Annotated in this window: 24 protein-coding genes; 9 read left to right on the top strand and 15 right to left on the bottom strand. The window is 67.8% G+C overall.

Features of this window, described 5'->3' with window-relative positions; genetic code table 11:
• Nucleotide 1: 1 nt before the first annotated feature.
• The 13 genes from EYS42_RS15915 to ahpC form a co-directional block, all read right to left on the bottom strand.
• A complete protein-coding gene (locus tag EYS42_RS15915) occupies nucleotides 2-934 on the bottom strand; it encodes an ATP-grasp domain-containing protein (protein ID WP_130969190.1) in 933 nt (310 codons plus the stop codon).
• Nucleotide 935: 1 nt separating this feature from the next.
• Nucleotides 936-1,178 (bottom strand): hypothetical protein, encoded by a 243-nt coding sequence (locus EYS42_RS15910; RefSeq protein WP_130969189.1) that lies wholly within the window; start codon nucleotides 1,176-1,178, stop codon nucleotides 936-938.
• Between the two features lie 124 nt (nucleotides 1,179-1,302).
• A complete protein-coding gene (locus tag EYS42_RS15905) occupies nucleotides 1,303-1,776 on the bottom strand; it encodes an SET domain-containing protein (protein WP_130969188.1) in 474 nt (157 codons plus the stop codon).
• Between the two features lie 39 nt (nucleotides 1,777-1,815).
• Nucleotides 1,816-2,415, bottom strand: coding sequence for an HD domain-containing protein (locus EYS42_RS15900; RefSeq protein WP_130969187.1), 600 nt, complete (start codon nucleotides 2,413-2,415; stop codon nucleotides 1,816-1,818).
• A gap of 18 nt (nucleotides 2,416-2,433) precedes the next feature.
• On the bottom strand, nucleotides 2,434-3,177 hold the full coding sequence (locus EYS42_RS15895) for a glutathione S-transferase family protein (protein ID WP_130969186.1): 744 nt from the start codon (nucleotides 3,175-3,177) through the stop codon (nucleotides 2,434-2,436).
• A 70-nt stretch (nucleotides 3,178-3,247) separates the two neighbouring features.
• Nucleotides 3,248-4,546, bottom strand: coding sequence for a class I SAM-dependent methyltransferase (locus tag EYS42_RS15890; protein WP_130969185.1), 1,299 nt, complete (start codon nucleotides 4,544-4,546; stop codon nucleotides 3,248-3,250).
• 2 nt (nucleotides 4,547-4,548) lie between these two features.
• The gene (locus tag EYS42_RS15885; protein WP_130969184.1) at nucleotides 4,549-5,583 is read right to left on the bottom strand and encodes a ProQ/FINO family protein; all 1,035 of its coding nucleotides are present in this window, start codon (nucleotides 5,581-5,583) and stop codon (nucleotides 4,549-4,551) included.
• A gap of 44 nt (nucleotides 5,584-5,627) precedes the next feature.
• Nucleotides 5,628-6,560 (bottom strand): MBL fold metallo-hydrolase, encoded by a 933-nt coding sequence (locus EYS42_RS15880; RefSeq protein WP_245503671.1) that lies wholly within the window; start codon nucleotides 6,558-6,560, stop codon nucleotides 5,628-5,630.
• Nucleotides 6,561-6,618: 58 nt separating this feature from the next.
• The gene (locus EYS42_RS15875) at nucleotides 6,619-6,891 is read right to left on the bottom strand and encodes a hypothetical protein (protein ID WP_130969183.1); all 273 of its coding nucleotides are present in this window, start codon (nucleotides 6,889-6,891) and stop codon (nucleotides 6,619-6,621) included.
• A 128-nt stretch (nucleotides 6,892-7,019) separates the two neighbouring features.
• Nucleotides 7,020-8,915 carry a sensor histidine kinase gene (locus EYS42_RS15870; RefSeq protein ID WP_130969182.1) on the bottom strand — a complete coding sequence of 632 codons (1,896 nt, stop codon included), beginning with the start codon at nucleotides 8,913-8,915 and terminating at the stop codon, nucleotides 7,020-7,022.
• 5 nt (nucleotides 8,916-8,920) lie between these two features.
• Nucleotides 8,921-9,781 (bottom strand): phosphate/phosphite/phosphonate ABC transporter substrate-binding protein, encoded by an 861-nt coding sequence (locus EYS42_RS15865; RefSeq protein ID WP_165456827.1) that lies wholly within the window; start codon nucleotides 9,779-9,781, stop codon nucleotides 8,921-8,923.
• Between the two features lie 145 nt (nucleotides 9,782-9,926).
• A complete protein-coding gene (ahpF, locus tag EYS42_RS15860; RefSeq protein ID WP_130969180.1) occupies nucleotides 9,927-11,486 on the bottom strand; it encodes an alkyl hydroperoxide reductase subunit F in 1,560 nt (519 codons plus the stop codon).
• Between the two features lie 180 nt (nucleotides 11,487-11,666).
• A complete protein-coding gene (gene ahpC, locus EYS42_RS15855; RefSeq protein ID WP_058086830.1) occupies nucleotides 11,667-12,242 on the bottom strand; it encodes an alkyl hydroperoxide reductase subunit C in 576 nt (191 codons plus the stop codon).
• A 355-nt stretch (nucleotides 12,243-12,597) separates the two neighbouring features.
• On the opposite strand from ahpC, the gene flhD reads away from it, so the two are divergent.
• Both flhD and flhC read left to right on the top strand, forming a co-directional pair.
• The gene (gene flhD / locus EYS42_RS15850) at nucleotides 12,598-12,918 is read left to right on the top strand and encodes a flagellar transcriptional regulator FlhD (RefSeq protein ID WP_130969179.1); all 321 of its coding nucleotides are present in this window, start codon (nucleotides 12,598-12,600) and stop codon (nucleotides 12,916-12,918) included.
• 75 nt (nucleotides 12,919-12,993) lie between these two features.
• Nucleotides 12,994-13,530, top strand: a complete 537-nt coding sequence (flhC, locus tag EYS42_RS15845) for a flagellar transcriptional regulator FlhC (protein ID WP_130969178.1) — start codon at nucleotides 12,994-12,996, stop codon at nucleotides 13,528-13,530.
• A 125-nt stretch (nucleotides 13,531-13,655) separates the two neighbouring features.
• Here flhC and EYS42_RS15840 read toward each other — a convergent pair whose 3' ends face one another.
• A complete protein-coding gene (locus tag EYS42_RS15840; RefSeq protein WP_130969177.1) occupies nucleotides 13,656-13,913 on the bottom strand; it encodes an acyl carrier protein in 258 nt (85 codons plus the stop codon).
• Nucleotides 13,910-14,386 carry a holo-ACP synthase gene (gene acpS / locus EYS42_RS15835; protein ID WP_130969176.1) on the bottom strand — a complete coding sequence of 159 codons (477 nt, stop codon included), beginning with the start codon at nucleotides 14,384-14,386 and terminating at the stop codon, nucleotides 13,910-13,912. The genes EYS42_RS15840 and acpS overlap by 4 nt, the downstream gene beginning before the upstream one ends.
• A gap of 267 nt (nucleotides 14,387-14,653) precedes the next feature.
• Between acpS and EYS42_RS15830 the strand changes: the two genes are divergently transcribed.
• From EYS42_RS15830 to EYS42_RS15800, 7 genes are read left to right on the top strand one after another with little or no spacing between them, the layout of a single operon-like run.
• Nucleotides 14,654-15,577 (top strand): amino acid--[acyl-carrier-protein] ligase, encoded by a 924-nt coding sequence (locus EYS42_RS15830; protein ID WP_130969175.1) that lies wholly within the window; start codon nucleotides 14,654-14,656, stop codon nucleotides 15,575-15,577.
• A gap of 23 nt (nucleotides 15,578-15,600) precedes the next feature.
• Nucleotides 15,601-16,785: a glycosyltransferase gene (locus EYS42_RS15825; protein WP_207301174.1), complete on the top strand. Its 1,185-nt coding sequence runs from the start codon at nucleotides 15,601-15,603 to the stop codon at nucleotides 16,783-16,785.
• Nucleotides 16,782-17,813: a polysaccharide biosynthesis/export family protein gene (locus tag EYS42_RS15820; protein ID WP_130969174.1), complete on the top strand. Its 1,032-nt coding sequence runs from the start codon at nucleotides 16,782-16,784 to the stop codon at nucleotides 17,811-17,813. Before EYS42_RS15825 ends, EYS42_RS15820 begins: the two co-directional genes overlap by 4 nt.
• A 3-nt stretch (nucleotides 17,814-17,816) precedes the next feature.
• Nucleotides 17,817-19,163, top strand: coding sequence for a GumC domain-containing protein (locus tag EYS42_RS15815; RefSeq protein ID WP_130969173.1), 1,347 nt, complete (start codon nucleotides 17,817-17,819; stop codon nucleotides 19,161-19,163).
• Nucleotides 19,160-19,756 carry a P-loop NTPase family protein gene (locus tag EYS42_RS15810; RefSeq protein WP_130969172.1) on the top strand — a complete coding sequence of 199 codons (597 nt, stop codon included), beginning with the start codon at nucleotides 19,160-19,162 and terminating at the stop codon, nucleotides 19,754-19,756. The genes EYS42_RS15815 and EYS42_RS15810 overlap by 4 nt, the downstream gene beginning before the upstream one ends.
• 16 nt (nucleotides 19,757-19,772) lie before the next feature.
• A complete protein-coding gene (locus tag EYS42_RS15805; RefSeq protein ID WP_130969171.1) occupies nucleotides 19,773-21,281 on the top strand; it encodes an O-antigen ligase family protein in 1,509 nt (502 codons plus the stop codon).
• Nucleotides 21,278-22,714: a lipopolysaccharide biosynthesis protein gene (locus EYS42_RS15800; RefSeq protein ID WP_130969170.1), complete on the top strand. Its 1,437-nt coding sequence runs from the start codon at nucleotides 21,278-21,280 to the stop codon at nucleotides 22,712-22,714. Before EYS42_RS15805 ends, EYS42_RS15800 begins: the two co-directional genes overlap by 4 nt.
• The last annotated feature ends 1 nt before the right edge of the window (nucleotide 22,715 follow it).

The following is a 22,715-nucleotide window of genomic DNA, read 5'->3' as shown; positions in this document are numbered from 1 at the left end:
TTCAGCCCTGGGGGTTTGCCCCAGAACACCCTGTCAGAGGGACCCCACCCCCTTCAAGCAGGTGGTCGAGGAGGGCTCGGCACACCGCTCCTCCTGACACTTGGTTGAAGTGCACAAACATGGGCGAGGTGTTGAGCTCGAGGAAGCACAAGGCGCCTGTGGCGGGGTCGGTCTTGAAATCGGCGGCGCCGAAATCCATGCGGAAGCGCTGCATGAGCCGGCGCAGGGCCTGGGCCTCGGGCGGCACCTCGCACGGGGTGACGGTGGCGTCCTGCTCGGCGCGGTAGTCAAGCGAGGGGCTGTCCACCCGAAAGGCCAGGGTGTGCCGACCGATCACGAACACGCGCAGCTCGGGCGCCACCAGGCGCGGCTGCACCAGGGCGGGCATGGCCGAGCAGGCGGTGTCTGATGCCACACCCTGCAAGGCGTCGTCGAGCGTCTGGCACAGACCGCCTCCGGCCACGGGTTTGGCAATGGCCGGGCTCCAGGCCTGGCGCTGGCGCAGCCGGGCCACGTCATTGCTCAGCCAGGTGGGCGGGGTGCACAAGCCCACCTGCCGGGCCGCCACCTGGGCCGCCACCTTGTACAGGGCCTCGGGGGCCATGTCAGGGTTGCAGCTGCGCACCTGCGGATGGGCCAGCAACCAGCCCTGCACGGCGGCATGCCAGCCCTGAGCACGTTCGTGCACCGCCGGGCGCGGGTCGGCCTGCGGGCCGAACACGTCGTGGCGCACAAAGGCCCCGGCGGGCCAGCGGGTGCCGCCCCAGGGCAGAGCCTCACCCGGGGCGTCGAGGTCCCAGTGAAAGGCCGGGCTGTGCCCGGACGGGGTGCGCAGGTCGATCAGGCCCACGCCTGCCGCGTCGGCAGCCTCGGCGAGGGCCTGGAGGTTGGGGTCGAGCAGGCCGCCCCCCAGCAAGAGCCAGGGGCCGGTCACCTCAGAAACTGCCGAGTGCGCTGGTGGTGGCGCCGCTGGTGCTGCCGCCTTCTTCGCCCAGGGCCAGGGTGGTGACGATGGGGCCGCCGCCCTCTTCACCCACCGCCAGGGTGGTGGCCATTTCTTCACCACGAACCTTCGAGGTGATCACGGGCGGTTTGCCGCCTTCTTCACCGATGGCCAGGGTGGTCAGGCGCAGGGCGCCCGTGACCTGTTCGGCTTGCTGGGGGGTGATGGGCTTCATGGGGTGCTCCTCGGCGTGGTTCGTGAAAAACGCCACACGTTAAGGGCCGGGCCGCCCGCGCGTCAAGCGGGCTTACGGAAGGTTGCAGGCCCTCGCTTGCGGGTGCACCCCTGGGGGCTCCGCCTCACAACCAGCCGCGACAGGTCGGGGCGCCACACCGACAGGCCAGGCGGCCGCGGTGGTGGGTTTCACCGTAGTCGGCCGAGAGTTCTTCTCCCTCGGCGATGTCGCGCAGGGCGTAAAAGGCCACGCGGCCTTGCTCGACCTTCAAGTGCAGGTTGGGGGCGCAGCTGTGGTTGGCAAAGCGCAAGGGCGAATCGCTGGCCGACACGTCGAGCGCATGGCGCGCCGACAGGGTCACCATGAACACATGGCCGCTGGCCTCTCGGGCCGCCCGTGCGCGGGCATGGCTTTCCTTCAGCCCGATGCGCTCGCCACGCATCTCGCCCACCTTGCTGCGCGCCGCAATGGCTTGCCCCGCGTAAGCGCCCGTGCCTTCGATGCGGCTGGGGGCCACGGTCACGGTCACCGGGGTGCGCGGTGTGCGGGCAGGGGCCTCAAGCGCAACGGCTGGGCCCAGGGTTCGAAGCTGGGGCATGGCGCGCAGTATGCCTGCGGCGGGGCCGCGTGCCAGGCTTCAGCGCTCTTGCAGCGCCGCCTTGTACAGGCTCTGACGGGGCGCGGCGAACACGCGCTGCACCATGGGCTCGAAAAACTCCAGTGGCAGGGTTTCGCGCTCGGGGTCGAAGGCCGCGGCGTCGTAGGCCTCGCAGAAGTGGGCGGTCAGCTTGAAGCGCTCGGCCTGGTCGCGGAACTGCTCGCGCAGGGTGCGGTCCATGCCCAGGTGGTGGAAGAAGTAATAGCCCTGGAAGATGCCGTGGTGGGCCACCATCCAGTGCAGGTCTTCGCTGACAAAGGGCTTGACGATGGCCGCGGCCACGTCGGCGTGGTTGTAGCTGCCCAGGGTGTCGCCCATGTCGTGCAGCAGGGCGCACACCACATATTCTTCGCTCTCTCCTGCCTGGTGGGCCAGGGTGGCGGTTTGCAGGCAGTGCGTGAGCCGGTCGACCGGGAAGCCGCCAAAGTCGCCCTGGAGCAGGCGCAGGTGGTCGAGCACACGGCCCGGCAGCTGGCGGGCGTACTGGCCGAATTCGCGGGCAATGACAGCCCAGTCATCGGCTGTGCCCTCGCGCATGTGGCGAAAAGCGGCCGGGGCGTGGGGGTGCGGTGCGTTCATGCCCTCAGTGTGTGAGCCTCAGGCGGCTTTGAGCACTTCGGGGCAACCCGGGAGCTGTCCGATTTCGGGAAAAAACCGCGCCTGCATGCGCTGGGCGTAGGCCAGCAAGCGGGGTTGCTGCAGCAGGGTGTCGCGAATGGGCCCCGTGAACTCGGGCAGCAGGCCGGTCATGACGCCGGCCGCGGCCATGGCGTCGACCGCGGTGGGCTGATCGCCCATCAGGCAGGGCTTGTCGCCCAGCACCTGGGCCAGGGCCTCGATGTCGCGCCGCACCAGCGCAGCTCGCTCTTCGTCGGTGTGACGCCCGATGCCCTGCAGTTGCAGGGTGCGACGGAACTTGCCCTGCACCAGGCCGGGTACGAACCACTTCAAGGGCCCCGGCAGCACGCTTTGCAAGAACACCTTGGGGCCTCGCTCGAAATTGCCGGGCTCCAGCCAGCGGTTGTGCATGGCCAGCCAGTACAGGTGGTCGTCGAGCATTTTCTCGAGGGCCCAGGCCTGGCCACGCTGGGCCGCGCTGAGCCCGGCGTCCAGGTCGATGCCGCGCGTGCGCTCGATGTGCCAGCGGATGAAGGTGGAATCGGCCACCACCGTGTCGCCATCTTGCAGGAAGGGCAGCTTGCCCTTGGGCGCCCGGCCCAGGGAGCCGGTGCGCACCTCGAAGGGCAGACCCGCCATCTTCAGCTGGATCATGGTCTTCAGGACGAAGGGGCTGAGGTCGGGCAAGCCGAAGGCCGGGCCGAAGGTGTGCAACACCAGCATCGAGACTCCCTGATCAAAGTGCGTGTGGCACCAGCATAACCGGCGCCGCCACTTCACCCCTCGTCGGGGCTCAACCCAGGCGGCCGTCCGCGCGCAGCAGGGTCTCCAGACACTGCGCCTGGATGCCGTAGAAGGCCTTGAGGTCGTGGATCTGGGCCAGCACCTGGGCGGAGGCTTCGGGCGCAGCGCGCTTGATGGCCAGGATCATCTTGTTCTTGTTGGTGTGTTCCAGCGAGATGAACTCGAACACCTGGGTGTCGTAACCCGCGGCTTCCAGCAGCAGGGCGCGCAGGCCGTCGGTCAGCATTTCGGCTTCCTGGGCCTGGTGAATGCCGTGCTTGAGCAGCGGGCGCAGCGGGTGCGGGCTGAGCAGCTGCGGGCGCACCTCCTTGTGGCAGCACGGCGAGCACAGGATGACCTCGGCGCCGGCGCGAATGCCCAGGTGGATGGCGTAGTCGGTGGCCACGTCGCACGCATGCAGCGCGATCATCACGTTGAGCGCCTGGGGGTGGTACTGGCGCACGTCGCCCTGTTCGTAGCCCATGCCCTGCAGGCCCAGCCGGTCGATCACGCCCTGGCACAGCTGCACCAGCTCATCGCGCAGCTCCACGCCCGTGACCTGGGCCGCCACGCCGCGGTTGTGGCGCAGCCAGTCGTGCACGGCGAAGGTGAGGTAGCCCTTGCCCGATCCGAAATCGACCACATTCAGCGCCTGGGCCTGGGCCAGCGGGCTGCGGTCGATGGCCGCGGCCAGCACCTCGATGAACTTGTTGATCTGCTTGTACTTGCGCGACATGGCCGGCACCAGCTGGCCCCGGGCGTCGGTCACGCCCAGCTCGCGCAGGAAGGGGCGGTCCAGGCCGATGAGGCGGTGCTTTTCGCGGTTGTGGGCCGGGGCCGGTGATGCCGATGCGTTCGGGTCGGAAACTGCCCCGTCGCCCATGGCAGATGCCGCCGAGGTGGCTGCTGTGGCACCGGCCACCTTGCCCACGCGCACCGACGCCTTGCCCTTCTTGCTGAAGGCCAGCTGCACCTCTTCGCTCGGGGTGTGCAGGTGGGCGTTGCGGAAGGCCTCGGCCTGCAGCCAGCGCTCGATCAGGGCCAGCCCCTGGGCCACCGGGTGGTTGGCCGTGATGTCTTTGGTGGGGTGGCGGAACACGAAGCTCAGCTGTGGCTGGCCCTTGATCGCCACCGGCCTGACCAGCACGCGCTGCACATCGGCCGCCAGGGATTCCTGCGGCCCTGTGGGGTGGATCAGCTGAAGCCGCTCCAGCTGGCCGACCGTCAGCGCCTGCTGCAGGCGCTGCACGAACCGCGAGGTGGCCGCGGCGTTCGCAGCGGCCTGGGCGTCAGCCCCATCGTGCGACATGCTCAGGCCTTGTTGTCTGGCTTACTGTCGGGCTTGCGGTCCGGCGAGGTGTCGGCCTTGGCGCCAGGCTGGCGCTCTGCCTGGCCTTCGCGACGCGGGCCACCACGGCGCTCACCGCCACGGCCTTCGTTGCGACCATCACTGCGGCCGTCGCGACGGCCATCGCCGCGGCCCGGGCCACGCCCGTCGCCACGTGCTTCGCGTGCCTCACGCCCCGGGCGGCCTTCGCCGTCACGGCGCGGGCCGCGGGCATCGCCCTCGCGACGCGGTGGGCGCGGCGGCATGGCCTTGAGGTCTTCGCGGGCCTGGGCCAGCAGCGCGGGCAGGTCGGCCAGGGCAATGCCCTTGAGCGCGCAGAAGTTCGATTCGGTCAGGCGGGTCGATTCGAAGTCGCGCAGCAGCTGCACACGCGAACGGCGGGCGTCGTCTTCGGCGCGGTGCTGCTGGCGTTGCTGGTCGCGCTGTTGATCACGTTGCTGCCGCTGCTGGGCGTCTTCCTGGCGCTGGGCCTTGAAGGCGGCCTTGCGCTCGGCAATCATCTTCTCGCGCTCTTGCTGGCGGCGCTCCTGGTGGCGGGCCTTGCGGCGGGCCAGTTCGTCGACCGCCAGCTGACGGTGCTCGTCGCTCAGCTCGCCTGCAGGCTGACCGTCGAGGTCGAAGCGCTGCGTGCCCTTGGCCACGGCCTGCAGGTAGGCGGTGCTGTGCGTGTGGCGGCGGAAGAAGGCCGACAGGGCCTGCTTGCTGAACGCACCGGGGGCTCGTTCCTGGATGTCGTTCTGGATGCGCAGCTTCAAGGGCTGGGCAGGCGCACCAAAGAGCGCCGGGAAGTGTTCGGCCAGGCGACGCGCGGTGTCGGCAAAGCTGGCATCGGCTGAGGCCTCGGCTGCTGCAGCCCCTTCGGTCACTTCGGCGACAGGCGGCTCGGTGGGCGTGTCGGCCGGCGTTTGGGGCACCTCGGCGCCCTCAGGGGTCGTGACGGGGGCCACCGCGGAAGAAGTGTCGGGGACCGAACCAGGAGCCTGGGAGGACGAAGACATGGACAGGGCGTCAGAAGAGGTCGAAACCGCCATTGTCGCGCCGTTCAGGGCCTCGCGTCGACCGTGCCCCAGGTTTCAGGCCCGATTTCACGGGCCACGCCGGCCCGCACCAGCTGCGCCATCACACGCTCGGCCAGGGTTTGCGCGGGCTCGTCGAACCAGCGTGCGAAGCCTGGCTGGGCCATCAGGCCCTGGCCGATCAGGCGGGTCACCCCAGCCAGCGGCATCTGGCCGCGCTCCATCAGGCCGAAAGCCACCAGCCCTTTGAGGGCCACCTGAGCATGCCGGGACGGGTCTTCGGCCAGCCATTGCAGGCGGCTGCGCGCGCCGGCAATGGCTTCGCCGACGGTGCAGAAAGGGTCGCCATGGCCCGGAATCACCCAGCGGGGCTGCAGGCGCTCGATGGTGTCCAGGGTGGCCCACTGGGCCTCGAAGGCGCCAGGTTCACCGGCCAGTTCGGGAAAGAGCACGCCAAAGCCTTGCTGCCAGAGCGCATCGGCCGAGATCAGCACGCCCAGGGGTTCGCACCACAGCATCACCATGTGGCGGTCATGGCCGTCGGCGGGCAGCACCTGCCAGGGCCAGCCGCCCAGCTGCACATGGCCTTGCAGGGGCAGGGTGTCGTCGTGCAGAAAGCGCGGGCAGGTCTGGTCGGTGTCGCGGTAACTCAGCGCCACCTCGTCCCACTGCTGCACGGCCTCGGCCAGCCCCGGCGGGATGCTCACGCGCACGCCAGGATGCGCCGCCTGCAGGGCTGCGTTGCCGCCCGCATGGTCGCTGTGCAGGTGGGTGTTGACGATGCGCTGCAGCGGCCGACCGGCCAGGGCCTGTGCGGTCAGGGCCAGGGTGGCCTGCACCTCGCGCACATGCCCGGTGTCGACCACGGCGGTGTCGCAGCCCTCGGCGGTGAAGACCACCTGGTTGGACGACAGCCAGCCACGCGACATCACGCGCAGGGTGTCGGGCAGGCCAGGCAAGGGGCGGGCCTGAGCCTCAGCTGGAGACCCGGGCACTGGCACTGGCACTGGCGCCGCCTCAGGCGGCGAGGGATTCGGGCAACTGCTGCCGCACGCGGCCGTAGAGACCACTGGCCTGCTGCACCCAGGCATTGAAGTGCGGGTCATGCAGCGCATAGTAGGGCACACCGCGGCTGGTGAACGTGTTCACCTCGCGGTGCAGGCGCGCATCTTTGCCTTCTTCGGCCAGGCGCTCGAGCAGGTGCAGGGCCTTGATGCGGTGAAAGGCCACCGGCGAGCACAGTTCGGCCTGGAATTCGGCGGCGGTCAGCAGGTGCAGGGTCTGGGGCATGGGGGCTCCCGAAAAAACTTCTGGAAATGGTGTTTCGGCCGACCAGCGCGGTCATTGAGGCCTGTTCGCCCCGGCTTTCATGGCCAGAAGGCCCGCTGGCTGCTGCAGCGCAGCAAACCGTGAATCGGTCACGCAGGCGTGGACGAGGTGGCCGACACGCGAGGCAGCCACAAGGTCACCGTGGTGCCCACCAGGTATTGGCTTTTCACCTCCAGGTGCCCGCCCATGAGCTCCAGCAGCTCCTTGACGATGCACACGCCCAACCCCGTGCCCGGAATGTTGCCCGACTTGTCGGCCCGGAAGAAGCGCTCGCCCAGACGGGCCAGTTCGTCGGGCTTGAGGCCGATGCCCTGGTCGGTGATCTCCAGGCCCAGCTCGGCCCCGGGGATGTGCCCACCTTGCACCAGGCGCATGCGCACCGACCCGCCCTGAGGCGAGTACTTGTAGGCGTTCGACAGGATGTTGGCGATGGACTGCTGCAGCTTCATGCGGTCCACCCGCACACAACCACGCTCGTCGGGCTCGGCCATCCATTCGGGCGCCTGACGGCCACCGGGTGCCTGGAAATCGCGCACGGCCGCTTGCGCGCATTGCGCCAGAGACACGGTCTCCAGGGCAAAGTCCTGGCCGCGCCGGGATTCGATGCGGGCCAGGTCAAGCAACTCGTTGAGGATGGTGATCATCAGCTGGCTCTGCCGGTGGATGCGGCCCAGCAGGTCACGCTGCTGCTCCGGCTTCATCTCGCGATGCAGCATGAGCTCGGTGAAGCCGAAGATGCTGGCCATGGGGGTGCGCAACTCATGCGCTGCCGTGGACAGGAACTCCGACTTCATGGTGTCGAGCTGGTGCTGCTGGGTCACATCGACCGCATACAGCACCTGGCTGACTGCTTGCCCCTGGGTGCGCAAGCCGATCAGGCGCAGCACGGTGGTGTTCGGACGCTGCACCGTCAGCAACTGGCCCCGCGAACCGCTGGCATCGAGGCGATCGAAGCAGGCTTCCAGGCCCGCGAAAGCCTGTGGCGCCACCGCTTGCTGGCGCAGCAGGCCTTCGAGCTGCTGCGCATCGGCGCCACGCACCTGGCCCTCCTTCAGGCCCGTGAGCTTCAGGAAGGCCTGGTTGACGAACTGCACCCGTTCGGCGCTGTTGAAGGTCAGCAGCCCATCGGGGCTGAGGGCAAACAGGGCACCGAGCTGTTCATTGACAGCTTCCAGCTGCGCCTCGTGTTCGCGCAGGGTGCGCACCCCCGCGTTGATGTCCTGCAGTTGCTGGTACAGCCGGGTTGAGGCCTCATTGAGGCTGTTCACCAGCTGCTGAACCTCGGCCGGGGCGCGGCTGAGCCGAAGCTGGCGGCCGTCGGCCTGTGGCAGCTGCACGGCAAAGCCCGTGGCGCGGGCCAGAGCCCTCATGGGCGCGCGCATGAACAGCACCAGCAGCACGCCACACACGAGCACAGCCAGCACGCCAGCCACGGCAGCACCCTGCAGGATCTGGCTGCGCAACACCTCCAGCGACTGCCGGCTGTAATCGACCCGCACCCAGCCAATCAGGCGGCCAGCGACGATGGGGTACCAGGCCCGCACCACGCCGGGGTGGACCTGGTCTTCCAGGAACTCGGCCGGGTGCGACAACACAGGCTCGGGGGGCAAGGCCACGGCGGCCCGAGGTTCGTCGAACACCACGCGCCGCGGGCCCTTGTCGGGACGCTCCACATGGGTCAGGGAGCGCCCTTTGGCGTCACTGACCTGCACGGCACGCACATCCGGCAAATCGACCGTGTGCAAGGCCAGGGTCTCGACCTGGTCGAGCGTGTCGGTCAGGATCAGGTTGCCGCTGGACACCGCTATGAAGCGCGCCAGCATCAGCGCCTGCTGCCTCATGCCTTGCTCGGCCGCGCGCGACTGGGCATAGGCGGTGTAGCCGCCCAGCATGGCAATGGCCACCAGCACGAGCGCCGACACCACCAGGACCAGCTGCTGGTGCAGGCGCAGCGAGCGAGAGGCCCAGACGCGGGATCGCGGCAAACCGGTCATTCCACGTACTTTTCCAGTCGCAACTTTTCCAGCGGGGCGTAGTCACGCGCGTAGCTGGCCGCCACCGGGCGGGGCATCTGAATGCCTTGCAGCAGGGCCAGCCCTGCTGCATCGCCCCGCCAGCGCTCGAAAGCCTTGACCAGACCCACTCGCAGGGTGGGCGACACCTTCGGGTGCACGGCCAGCGGGTGGGGCGGCACCGCCGGCGTTTCGATCAGCACACGCAACTGCTTGCGCACCTCGTCGGGTTCGCGGTCGAGCGTGGCCCGGATGCCGCCCGCCGCCGCCGCCCGCCCCACCAGCACCTGCCGGTAGGCATTGGTGTGCGTGCGGGCGTACACCGCCTGGAAAGGCACCTTGTGCTGCTCGTGCAGCAAGGCCCGGATCCACAGCGACGCCCCGAATGCATTGGGCGCCGGGAACGCAATGTCCTTGCCTTTGAGGTCCTGCACGCTGCGGATCGGGTCGTCCTTGTGCACCACCAGCAAGCCGGCCAGCGGGGTCACGTCGCGCACCACGGGTTCGTAGGCCTGCGCCTTGCGCGCCATGACCATGTGGTACGGGTTGAGGAACACCAGGTCGCTTCGGCCATTCTTGAAGTCGTCTTCGAAGGCCGGGATGTCTTTGGCGATGCGCAGGTTGAAGTGCACGCCCAGTTCCTGCTCCAGCCGCTCGAGCGCAGGGCCCCAGGTGCGCTGCAGCTCCACCGGCTGGAACTGCGGCACCACGGACACGTTCAGGTGGGCAGCCGCACGGGCCAGGCCACCGGGCAAAGCCGCGCCGCATGCCAGCGCAGCACTGCCTTGTGCAGCTTGCCGCAGCCATTCACGTCGGTCACGCACGGGTTCTTCAGACATGTGAGCCCCTCCTGTCGTGCAGACAGTCTGTCTGTGCATTGTCGGCCGTTCCGCCAGGGAACTTGGGGGCTGTCCATGCAAAAGGGCCCCTTGCGGGGCCCATCGGCGTGGTACTTGTCACACAGCGTGCAGCCGGACTGACCGATCAGCCCTGGCGGATCAGGTGGTCGAAGGCGCTCAGGGCCGCGGTGGCACCCGCACCGGCTGCGATCACGATCTGCTTGTAAGGCACCGTGGTGCAGTCCCCGGCGGCGAACACGCCGGGCACATTGGTGTGGCCCTTGGCGTCGATGATGATCTCGCCGAACTTGCTGAGCTCGACCGTGCCCTTGAGCCACTCGGTGTTGGGCACCAGGCCGATCTGCACGAACACGCCTTCCAGCGGCACGGTGTGTTCTTCACCCGTGGCGCGGTCCTTGTACTTCAGGCCGTTGACCTTGCCCTCGGCACCGGTGATCTCGGTGGTCTGCGCGTTCGTGTGAATGGTCACGTTCGGCAGGCTCTTGAGCTTGTTGACCAGCACCGCGTCGGCCTTGAGCGTGTCGGCGAACTCGATCAGGGTGACATGGGCCACGATGCCGGCCAGGTCGATGGCCGCTTCCACACCCGAGTTGCCACCGCCGATCACGGCCGTGCGCTTGCCCTTGAACAGCGGGCCGTCGCAGTGCGGGCAGTAGGCCACGCCCTTGTTCTTGTACTCGGCCTCACCAGGCACGTTCACGTTGCGCCAGCGCGCGCCGGTGCTCAGGATGACGGTCTTGGCCTGCAGGGTGCCACCGTTGTCCATCTTCACCTGGATCAGGCCGCCGGGCTGCTCGGCCGGGATGATCTGGGCGGCCTTTTGCAGGTTCATGATGTCCACGTCGTAGGCACGGGCGTGGGCTTCCAGGGCCGCGGCCAGCTTGGGGCCGTCGGTTTCCAGGATGGAGATGTAGTTCTCGATGCCCAGGGTGTCGTTCACCTGGCCACCGAAGCGCTCGGCCGCGATGCCGGTGCGGATGCCCTTGCGGGCGGCGTACACCCCGGCCGCGGCGCCGGCGGGGCCACCGCCCACGATCAGCACGTCATAGGGGGCCTTGGCGTCGATCTTGGCGGCTTCCCTGGCGGCCGAGTTGGTGTCCAGCTTGGCCACGATCTCGGCGGCGGTCATCTTGCCCGAAGCGAACACCTGGCCGTTGAGGAACACCATGGGCACGGCCATGATCTCGCGTTTTTCCACTTCGTCCTGGAAGGCGCCGCCTTCGATCACGGTGGTCTTGACCTTGGGGTTCAGGATGGCCATGAGCGACAGCGCCTGCACCACGTCGGGGCAGTTGTGGCAGCTCAGGGACATGTAGACCTCGAAGTTGAAGTCGCCATCCAGGGCGCGGATCGCGTCCATCCCCTCGGCGTCTTCCTTCGGCGGGTGGCCGCCCGTCCACAGCAGGGCCAGCACCAGCGAGGTGAACTCGTGGCCCAGGGGCAGGCCGGCAAAGCGCAGCGAGGTGTCGGTGCCTTCGCGGCGCAGCGTGAACGACGGGCGGCGGGCGTCCTGGCCGTCGGTCTTGAGCGTGATCTTGTCGGCGCGCAGGCCCTGGATGGTCTGCAGCAGCGACAGCATGTCGCGGGAGTTTTCAGAGTCGCTCAGCGAAGCCACGATCTCGAACGGTTGCTGAACGCGCTCCATGTAGGCGCCGAGTTGAGCTTTGAGGTTGTCGTCGAGCATGGTGAGCTTCCTTCGTTTCGAGATTCAAGCGACTTTGAAAACCGGCCCTCCTTGCGTATGGAGCGGCCAATGAACAGGCAGTGTTTCGCCATCCCGGCAGGCCTTGTGGGCCCACCAGGATGAAAGTGTCAGCTGTGTGGTGAGGTTGTGCCTCAACACAGGTCAGGGTTCAGGCAGAAATCAGATCTTGCCGACCAGGTCCAGCGAAGGGGCCAGGGTCTTGGCGCCTTCCTTCCACTTGGCGGGGCAGACTTGGCCGGGGTTGGCGGCGGTGTACTGGGCGGCCTTCAGCTTGCGCAGGGTTTCCGACACGTCACGGGCGATTTCGTTGCTGTGCACTTCGGCGGTCTTGATGACGCCATCGGGGTTGATCACGAAGGTGCCGCGCAGCGACAGGCCTTCTTCTTCGATGTGCACGCCGAAAGCGCGGGTCAGCTTGTGGGTGGGGTCACCGACCAGGGGGAACTGGGCCTTGCCCACGGCGGGCGAGGTTTCGTGCCACACCTTGTGCGAGAAGTGGGTGTCGGTGGTCACGATGTAGACCTCGGCACCGGCCTTCTTGAATTCTTCGTAGCTGTTGGCAGCGTCTTCGATTTCGGTGGGGCAGTTGAAAGTGAAGGCAGCCGGCATGAAGATCAGCACGGACCACTTGCCCTTCAGGCTTTCGTCGGACACGGTGATGAATTCGCCCTTGCCGCCGCGGTTCACGAAGGCTTCGGTCTTGAACGGTTGAACTTGGGTGTTGATCAGGGACATGAGATCTTCCTGTCGAAGTTGGTGGGTGAATCCTTGGCGCTCTGCTGCGGTGCAGAGTGCGTTGTTCGGGACAACGGAGCGAATCTTAGGTCAGCCCGTGTCATATGGCGAATTGATTGAACAAATTTGGTTGATTGGGTGGGGCTATCAGGCGCCCGATGGGCAAACAGTTGATTGCCGGGCGAACACCCGGCAAATCGCGGCCCATGTCAGGCAACTTCCTACAAAACAGGCAGCGCGGTTCGTACGGGCCTTACAGCCAGGGCCCTATCAAGAAAAAAAGCCGGTCTTTGCACAATGACTCCATCGACAACGCAACGGCAGCCGCCGAAGCCAGCACCCAACGGAGCCCAGCATGACCAACGACCAGATCCTCGCCGAAATCCGCGAAACCAACCTGTCCTACCTGATGCTGGCCCAGAGCCTGATCCGCGCTGACCGCGAGCAGGCCCTGTTCCGCCTGGGCCTGTCGGAAGACGCCGCCGACCGCATCGCCGCCCTGAGCCCCGCCCAGGTGCTGAAGATCGCGTCGAGCAACACCCTGGTCTGCCGCATGCGGGTGGACGACGACATGGTCTGGACCCTGCTGACCAACCACGGCAAGGCTGGCAGCGACAGCGTCAGCCGCCTGCACGCCAACATCCTGATGGCCGGCCGCCACCAGGAAGCGGCCTGAGCGCCCCTGAAACCGTCTGATTTTGTTGACTCAGAAGCACTACCTTCTTAACCCTTTCTTTCGCGGAGTCCGACCATGCGCACCAAGAGCCTGCTGACCGAAGCCAAGCAAATCGAACGGGCCGTCACCCTGATCCACCTGGGTGCCCGCCTGCAGGTGCTCGAGTCGGAAACCGACATGTCGTACGAACGCCTGCTGCGCCTGTACAAGGAAGTGGCCGGCAAGTCGCCTTCCAAGGGTCAGCTGCCGTTTTCGACCGACTGGTTCATGACCTGGCAGCCCAACATCCACTCGTCGCTGTTCCTCAACATCCACGAGTACCTCAACAAGGCCGCCGAAATCGACGAGATCGACGTCGTCATCAAGGCCTACCAGCTCTACCTGGAGCAGACCCAGTCACAAGGCCTCGAGCCCCTGCTGTCGGTGACCCGCGCCTGGCGCCTGGTCAAGTTCATCGACAACGGCATGCTGACCATGACCAAGTGCTCCAAGTGCGGTGGCCATTACGTCACCCACCCCCACGAAATCTCGCGCCACTATGTGTGCGGCCTGTGCAACCCGCCGGCACGTGCCGGCAAGGGCAAGGCCTCGGGCGCGCTTCAGATGCATTGATTTCCTGTCGTGTGCATGTGCTTCTCCTCCTGATGGCATGCGAATGCCTTGAGGGCTCCCCACGGGGAGCCCTTTTTTTCGTGCCCGCTGCTTCGCCGGAAAAGCCCTTGCAACCGCCGGGCGGCTCAGGCGGCGCCCGACTGGGCCAAGGCGTCGGCGATGCGCGCGATGCTGGAGAAGGTGCTGCGGGTCAGCAGATGGTCGGCGAATTCGATGTCGAAGCGTCCCTCCAGAGTCAGCATCACATTGACGCTGCATTGAGAGGTCAGGCCCGACTCGTACAGATCGGCATCTGGAGACAGGGTGCGCGCGTCGACAGACAGGCGACCCTGAGCAGACAGGGCATCACGCACAGCATCAAACAGAGATTCGGAAACACTCATGGCGCAGAAGGCGCAGAAACAGCAGGTTGAACAATGGCCACCACAGCCACCGCGTGGTCGCCATCATGGCTGAGGCTGAGTGCCCAGTGGGCGATGCCGCGGGAACGCAACACCTCGGCTGCGCGTCCGTGCACCCGCAGCACAGGCACACCACCAGGCAAGCGCTCAACCTCCAGGTCACGCCAACTCACGCCCACCTCGGCCAGGCCAAAGGCCTTGATCGCGGCCTCCTTGGCTGCGAATCGAGCGGCAAGACGCTCAACGCGAAGCATCGGTTCTGAACCGGCATCGCGGGCTTCGACAGCGGTGAACAGGCGCCGCAAAAAGCGTTCGCCAAACGTGTCGAGCGCCCGGGCAATCCTCGGCACATGCACCAGGTCCACGCCCAACCCTGGGGCCTTGCCGGCGTGGCCTCCAGAAACCGCCCCGAACAGATCGGCGCAGGACACCTGCAACTGATGAGCACTCAACATGCGCGCATTGTGCGGCCTGAGCCCTCGGCGCGCGCATGCGGTCGAGGGGGCAAAGCGTGACTGTCGCACATGAACATCCCCTGATTGCAGGGGAACCACCCGCTCAAGCAGGGCTGTTGGCTGTCACACGCACGCTGGATAATTCGGACGTATCAAGGGTTCGTGGGCGTGCAGTCTCACGCAGACTCGCCAACCTGACTCGGGGCCACCTTTGTTCGCTGCTCACTCAGATTCCCTCTGGCATTCCAGAGCGACCACAGACCACCAATGAGCATCACCTACGACATGGCCGCCTTCTATGAAGGTCTGGTCGCCCACCGACTGATCCTGCCCTCGGGTGTGCCAGGTGTGTTCGGCCGCGGCCCGATGTACGAACGCGTGATGGCCGGCCTGAACCACGCGCTCGACCAGATCGCGCTGAACGATGGTTACGAAACCATCCACCACCCGCCGGTGCTGCCCCGCCAGCTGCTGGAAAAGGTCAACTATCTGGAAGCTTTCCCGCACCTGTGCGGCTCCATCCACAGCTTCATGGGCAATGGGCTGGCCGCGCTGCGCCTGGCCGAGGCCGCGCGCAATCACGAGCCCTGGGGCGAGATGCTGGTGCAAAGCGATGTGGTCATGAGCCCGGCGGCCTGCTACAGCATCTACCCGCTGTTCAAGGGCACGCTGCCCGCCGATGGCCGCACCGTGGGCGTGAACAACTGGGTGTACCGCCACGAGCCCTCGGCCGAACCCACCCGCATGATGGCCTTTCGCATGCGCGAGTTCGTGCGCTTTGGCAGCGCCGAGCACGTGGTGCCGTGGCGCGAGATGTGGCTGAACCGCTTCAAGGCCCTGTTCGACACCCTGCAGCTGCCTGCCCATGCCGAAGTGGCCTCCGACCCCTTCTTCGGTCGCGCCGGCAAGCTCATGGCGGCCAGCCAGATCGAACAGAAACTGAAGTTCGAATTGATGGTGCCCATCAATTCGCTGGAATCGCCCACCGCGCTGGTGTCGTTCAACTACCACCAGAGCAAATTCGGCGAGCTGTTCGACATCCAGCAGGCCGACGGCGAAGTGGCCCACACGGCCTGCATCGGCATCGGCATGGAGCGCATCACCATGGGGCTGTTCAAGCACCTGGGCTTTGACCCGCGCGCCTGGCCCGAAGCGGCCCGCCGCACCCTGTGGACCGATGGCCAGCCCTGAGCTTTCTGCCCCCCTCGACCCCCATGGCGCCTTCCCCCTCCGCCCCCATGCACGTGGCCATCCTGGGCATTCGCGGCGTGCCCGCGGCCCACGGCGGCTTTGAAAGTTTTGCCGAGCGGCTGGCGCCATTTCTGGTGCGGGCTGGCTGGAAAGTCACGGTGTACTGCCAGGAAGACGGGCTGGGCCCTGTCACACGCAGCCGCTGGGGCGACGTGCACCGCGTGCACATCCCCTCGGGCGAAGACACCCCGGTGGCCTCCATGCGGTTTGACCGTGCCTGCCTGCAGCACGTGGCCCAGCACCGCCCCGATGTGGTCCTGCTGCTGGGCTACAACACGGCCGCCTTCACGTGGCGTCTGCGCCTGGCGGGCGTGCCCACCGTCATCAACATGGACGGCATCGAATACAGCCGAGCCAAGTGGAGCCTGCCCGCCAAGGCCTGGCTGTACCTGAACGAACGCCTGGGCTGCTGGCTGGGGCACCACCTGGTGGCCGACCACCCGGTGATCGCCAACCACCTGGCCAGCCGCGTCAGGCGCCGCAAGATCACCACCATCCCGTATGGCGCCGACGTGCTGGCGCCCGCCGCACCCGAGCCGCTGACCACACTGGGCCTTCAACCCGAGCAATTCGTCACCGTGATCGCGCGGGCCGAACCCGAGAACTCCATCCTCGAGATCGTGCAGGCCTTTTCGGTACGCCGGCGCGGCGTGCGCCTGGTGGTGCTGGGCAACTACCAGCCGCAAAGCAGCGCCTTCCATGCCCAGGTGCTGGCTGCCGCCTCGGACGAAGTGCTGTTCCCGGGGGCCATTTACGACCCCGCCGTGGTGCAGGCCCTGCGCACGCACTGCCTGTTCTATGTGCACGGCCACCAGGTGGGGGGCACCAACCCCTCGCTGCTGGAGGCCATGGGCGCAGGCAACGCCGTGCTGGCCCACGACAACCCCTTCAACCGCTGGGTGGTGGGCCCCGGCGCGCTTTACTTCCGTGACCGGGCCACCTGCACGGTGGCCCTCGACCAGATGCTGTCGGGCCGTGCCAATCTGGCCCTGATGCGCCGCGATAATCAGGCCCGCGTGGGCCGTGTCTTCGTGTGGGAGCAGGTGCTGGGCGCCTACGCCAGCCTGCTGGCGGCCGTGGCGCGCCAGGCCGCCACCCGAGAACCGGTGCGTCAGGACAACCCGATCTGGAAACAACACACCACATGAACCGTAGCGCCTTCGTGGTCGCTGGCTGGGGCCTGGCCCTGCTGGCAGGCTGTGGCCACGCCCCTTCGTTGCCGCCCACCGGCCCCGTGCCCGTGATGGGGGGCAGCGCCTCTGGCCCTGCCGACGCCCGCCCCGGGGAATCGGCTCCTTACCTGCTGGCCACCGGCGACGAGCTCGACATCAAGGTGCCCGACGCGCCCCAGTACGACCAGACCGTGCGCGTGCGCCCGGATGGCAAGATCGCCCTGCAGGTGGTGGGCACGGTGCATGTGGCCGGCCGCAGCCCGGACGATGTGCAGGCCGAGGTGCGCGAGCGCTACCGACAGGCTGGCGGCGGTCTGCAACAGCGCGACTACCTGCTGCACCCGAACGACGAGCTCGACATCAAGTTCCCTTACCAGGCGCAGCTCAATGAAACCCTGCGCGTGCGCCCGGACGGCAAGCTGCAGCTTCAGCTGGTGGGCACCGTGCAGGCCGAAGGCCTGACGCCCGAGCAGCTGCAGGCCGAACTCAAGCGCCGTTACGCCAAGGTGCTGCGCGTGCCCGAGCTCAGCGTCATCCTGCGCACGGCCACTTCGCAAAGCCTGCGCACCAACGCAGGCAATGGCCGCGCAGGGGTCAATGCCCTGGAGCCCACCGTGCTGGTGCGCAACTTCCAGGCGCCGCAGGTGTATGTGGCCGGAGAAATGGCCCGCCCCGGCATGTTCGCCTTCACACCGGGCATGACGCTGCTGCAGGCCCTGGCCCAGGCCGGTGGCCACCTGCCTTCGGGTGATCTGGCGCGCCTGATCGTGCTGCGCCGCACCGGCGCCGGCACGGCCGAGGTGCTGCAGCCGGGCCTGGAACGCGATTACCTCGGCGCTCCCCGCAAAGACCTGGTGCTGCAACCCTTCGATGTGGTGATGCTGCCGCCTTCACGCGTGGCCCTGCTCGGCCAGGACCTGGAGCAATACGTCTTCAAGATCCTGCCCCCGCTGCGCAACAGCTCGTTCGGCTTTGTGTACGACATCCGCAAGAACGGGAACTGAGCCATGAGCAGCACCGACATCCCCCTGTTCCCTGTGGCCACACCCCGTGCAGGCGGTGGCTTCACCGGCCGCGACCTGTGGCGCCAGTGGTTCAAGTACTGGGGCACCATCCTGGGCAGCACCGTCACGGTGGGTGCACTCACCTTGTACGGTGTGGCCATGCAGGCGCCGCAGTACCAGGCCTCGGCCAAGGTGTGGGTCAAGACCGAACAGCAAGGCACACCCAGCTTCCTGTCGGGCGTGTCCGCCTACCGGGAAGGCCAGGTGATCGACCCGGTCAACCGCAAGATCGAGACCGAAATGCAGCTGCTGCTGGCCCGCCCCAACGTGGAAGCCGTGGTGCGCAAGCTGGGCATGACACGCCGCGACCTGCCCGGCAACGCCCTGAGCGCCGTGCTGGGCAGCCCGCGTGCGGCCAGCCCCGAAGCCGAGTTGCAGGCCACGGTCGACGTGTTCCTCAAGACCGTGAAGGTCGAAGCCGCACGCTCGAAAACCGCCGACACCGCATCGAACCTGCTGGACATCAGCCTGACCACCACGCGGGCCGAACTGGCGCCGCAGGCCCTGCACGCCCTGGTGGCGCAGTACCAGCAGTACGGCACCGCGCAGACTCGGCAGCAGGGCCAGGCCAGCTACGCCCTGATCCGCGACAAGATGATGGCCGCCCAGGCCGACCTCGATCAGCTCGACCAGCGCCTGCTCAAGCTGATGGTGGCCCAGGGCAAGCGCAGCGATGTGCCCGTGCAGGGCACGCCACCGGTGCCAGTGGAAGTGGTGGTCGAGCCCGGCGAGGGCCTGCGCATGGACACCATGCTGGGCAGTGCACGCGCCGGCGGCACCTCGGCCGTGGGCCTGCTCAAGCAGCAAACCGTGACCCTGCAGTCGCGCGTGGAAGAGCTGCGTCAGCAGTACACCGACGAAGCCGAACCCGTGCGCAATGCCAGGCGCCAGCTGGCCCAGGCAGAGGCACGCCTGAGCCGTTCGGTGCAGGCCGGTGCCGAGCTCGAAGCGCAGATGCGCCAGCTGGAGCGCTCTCGCGCCCTGGCCCAGGACCGCTACATCGAGTTGCGCCGCAAGCTCGACCAGATCGAGCTGTACCTGGCCAGCAGCCCCGATGAAACCACCTCGCGCGTGCTGACCGAGCGCGCCCAGGTGCCCGACAAGCCCGAACGCAAGAAGCTGATCGTGCTGGGCGTGCTGGGTCCGTTGCTGGGCCTGGCACTGGGCCTGCTGCTGGCCGGCCTGCGCGAATACTTCGACCACCGGCTGCAGTCGGCCGAAGACGTCGAGCGCTACCTGGGCCTCGAAGCCCTGGCCATCATCCCCGACCACGGCAAGGAGCGCCCATGAAAGACGATGCGTTCTACCGCCTGGGCCTGCGGGTGCTGGGCAAGCTGCCCGCTGGCCCGCAAGGCCGTGTGGTGGTGATCACCAGCGCCCGCGACGGCGAAGGCAAGACCCATGTGGCGCAGGCCCTGGCGCAAGCCCTGGCGGCGCAATGCAGTGACCCGGTGGCCCTGGTGGCCTGCGAAAAGCAAGCCGGAGAAAGCGGTCCGGGCTGGTCGGAACTGGTGCATGACAGCGCCTGGCAAGACGCCATGGCCACGCCACCGGCCTCGGGCGATGGGCCGCACAGGGTCCGCGCCGGCCAGAAGGCCCGTGCGGAAACCCTGTTCAAGCCCGAAGCGGTGGCCCAGGCCCTGGGCACGCTGCGACAGCGCTTCGGCATGGTGATCATCGACGCGCCATCACTCGCTGGCTGCGGCGCCTTGCTGCGCCAGGCCGACGGTTGCCTGCTGGTGGTCAACGCCAAGGACACGCGCCGCGAAGTGGTGCAAGGCGCCCTGGCGGCCAACCCGGTGCCGGCCGACCGTTTGCTGGGCACGGTGCTGAACCAGCGGCCCGAGTACGTGCCCAGCTGGCTGTACCGCTGGGTGCTCTGACCCACCCTTCGCCGCCATGGCCCTGACCGACCTGCGCCACCCTGTGCTCGGGGCCCTGCTGGGCCTGGGCGCCGGCACGGCCTTGCTGGCCACAGCCGGTGATTCCATGACGCTGCCGGTGCTGCTGTTCGTGGCCCTGGCGGGCCTGGGCAGCATGGTGTGGTTCAGGGGCTCGCTTCGGCGCTACTTCCTGGTGCTGCTGTTTTTTGTGGCGCCCTTCGACCTGAGCAAGGCGGTGGTGCCGCCGCTCGACCGCTTCTATTCGCCCGGCTGGTACCTGAGCCTTGGGCAGCTGGTGCTGCTGGCCCTGACCGTGGCCTGGGGCGTCGAGCGCCTGCTGGTGCGCAAGGTCCCTCTGCAACGCACCCGACTGGACACGCTGGCCTTCGTCTACGTGGCCTGGATCTGGTGCTCGGCCGCCATGTCACCGGGCGACAAGTTGCTGCTGCTGGCCTCGGCCTTCAGTTACACCCTGTGCGTGCTGGCCTTCTACGTGGTCTCGCACGCCATCGAGCACATCACCGAAGTGCGCCGCCTGATGCAGGTGGTGGTGGTGGGGCTGCTGCTGCAGGTGGCCCATGTGAGCGCCCAGATGCTCACGCGCAGCCACCTGCCGCTGCCTGGCTCCAAAGGAGCGGGCACGGCCAATGCGGGCAACGTGGCCAACTTTGGCGGGCAGGAGGCTGCGGCCTTTCGGCCCACCGGCGCATTCGACCACCCCAATGCCCTGGCCGACTACCTCACGCTGGTGGGCATACCGGCCCTGGCACTGGTGCTGATGGGGCCACAGCGCATCCCCAGGCGCACCTGGTGGGTGGCCCTGGGCGTGTTCGGCCTGTGCAGCGTCACCTTGCTGATCACGCTGTCGCGCGGGGGATGGGCTGCCATGGCTCTGGGCTGCCTGGCGGTGGCCGTGGTGTTCTGGCGCCACCGCCTGATCGGCAGCACCCATGTGCTCGGGGCCGTGCTGGCGGGGGCTGTGGCGCTGGGCGCCGTGCTGGCGGCCTACCCGCAAGTGATCTGGCGCCTGACCGAACCCGACGACCGCTCGACCGAATCGCGCACCATCCTGAACGACCAGGCGCTGGCCATCATCGCCGAGCACCCGCTGACGGGTGCGGGCTTCGGGGCTTACAACCGGGCCGCCCACGAGATCCATGGCGAGAAATGGGCGCAGATCTCGCCTGACTACCAGGAGCAGATCCTCAAGCTGGTGGTGCACAACCACTACCTGCTGGTGGCCGCGCAACTGGGCATCCCGGCGCTTCTGTTCTGGTGCTACCTGCTCTGGTGCCTGGCCCGGCAGGCCTGGCCCGTGCAACGCTGGCGTGATCCGGGCACCACCGCGCTGGCCGTGGGGCTGGGCGGTGCCCTGATCAGCCAGATGCTGTTCCTGGCCTCCGACAACTACGACGCCGACATCCGCGTGTTCATGCTGTGGCTGACGGCAGGCCTGCTGCAGGCCCTGGTGCGCCTGCGGCCCTGGCCTGCTGTGGCCACCCCCACCGCCAGGAGCGCTGCATGAACCTCAAGCGGCTGCTGGGCAATTTCGCATCGGTGACCGTGCTGCGCCTGGGCATGGCCGCGCTGGGCTTCGGCCTGTTCTGGGTGCTGTCGCATGAACTGCCCACCGAGCAGCTGGGCGGGTTCTCGGTGCTGATGAACACCTTCTTCCTGCTGCAGACCTTGCCGCTGCTGGGCCTGGGCGTGCACCTCACGCGGGAGGTGGCCGCGCAACCTGCCCAGCGGGGGGCCCACATGGGCCAGGCGCTGGTGTTCAGCGCCCCCTGGGCGGTGCTGCTGGCGATGGGCGTGGGCCTTTACGGCCTGTGGTCTGCGCCCGCAGGGCTGCAGGCCGCTCACTGGCTGGTGGGCCTGGCCATGGTGCCCACAGCCTTCACGCTGGTGGCCGAGTCCACCCTGGTGGGCATGGAGCAGGTGCGCCCGCTCACGCTGATCAACCTGGCCGAAGCCGCCGTGCGCCTGGGGGGCGCCGCACTGGCCATTCACCTGGGGGCCGGGCTCGATGGCGTGTTCGCCGTGTTCCTGCTGGGCCGCCTGCTGAGCGCCGGGCTTTACCTGCGCCTGGCCCAACTGCCTCGCATCGATTGGCCCCGCGCGCGTGGCCCGGCCTGGCTCGCCCTGTGGCGCGAAGCACCGCCCTACCTGGGCCTGGCCGTGGTCACGGCCGCCACCAGCCGCATCGACGTGCTGCTGCTGTCGCGTCTGCAGGGCCTGGAAGCCGCAGGCGTGTACGCCGCCGCCGCCCGCCTGTACGAGGCCTCTCAGATGATGTCGACCATGGCCCTGGTGGTGATCTTCCCGGTGCTGGCCCGCCTGTTCCATGCCGATCCACCGGCCTTCGCCGCGATGCTCGACCGCTGCCTCCGCTGGGGCCTGCTGCTGGGTGTGCCCGTGGTGCTGGCCATCAGTGCCGTGGTGCCGTGGCTGGTGAAGGCGGTGTATGCGCCTCACCTGTGGGGCAGCGCGGCTGTGCTGCAGGTGCTGTGCGTGGGCACCTGGCTGCTGGCCCTCGACCAGCTGATGTCCACCACCATGCTGGCCGCACGGGCCCAGCGTGACGACCTGACGGCCATGGTGATCGGCCTGCTGCTGCTGCTCGCCTTGATCCCAGCACTGCTGTCCGTGATGGGGCTGGTGGGCACGGCCTGGGCGGTGGTGCTGGCCCTGGCCCTGCGCCTGGCCTGGCGCATCCGCTGGGCGGGCCAGGCATTGAAGCTGCCACAGCTGGGGCACCAGTCGCTGCGCGCCGCGGGGGCTGCCGGTGGCGCCCTGGCCTGCCACTTTGGCCTGCTGAACCACGGGCTGCCCATCTGGCAGGTGCTGCCGCTGGCACTGCTGACTCACGCAGCCCTGGCGCTGCTGCTGGGGGCCTTCCACCGCGGCCACCGCGACGACCTGCTCAGCCTGCAGCGGCTGCGCGCCGCCCGGCCCTGAG

This window comes from Aquabacterium lacunae, from assembly GCF_004310865.1.
Classification (GTDB): Bacteria; Pseudomonadota; Gammaproteobacteria; order Burkholderiales; family Burkholderiaceae_C; genus Aquabacterium; species Aquabacterium lacunae.
The sequence above is the reverse complement of the archived record's forward strand: the minus strand, read 5'-3'. Positions and strand labels throughout refer to the sequence as shown.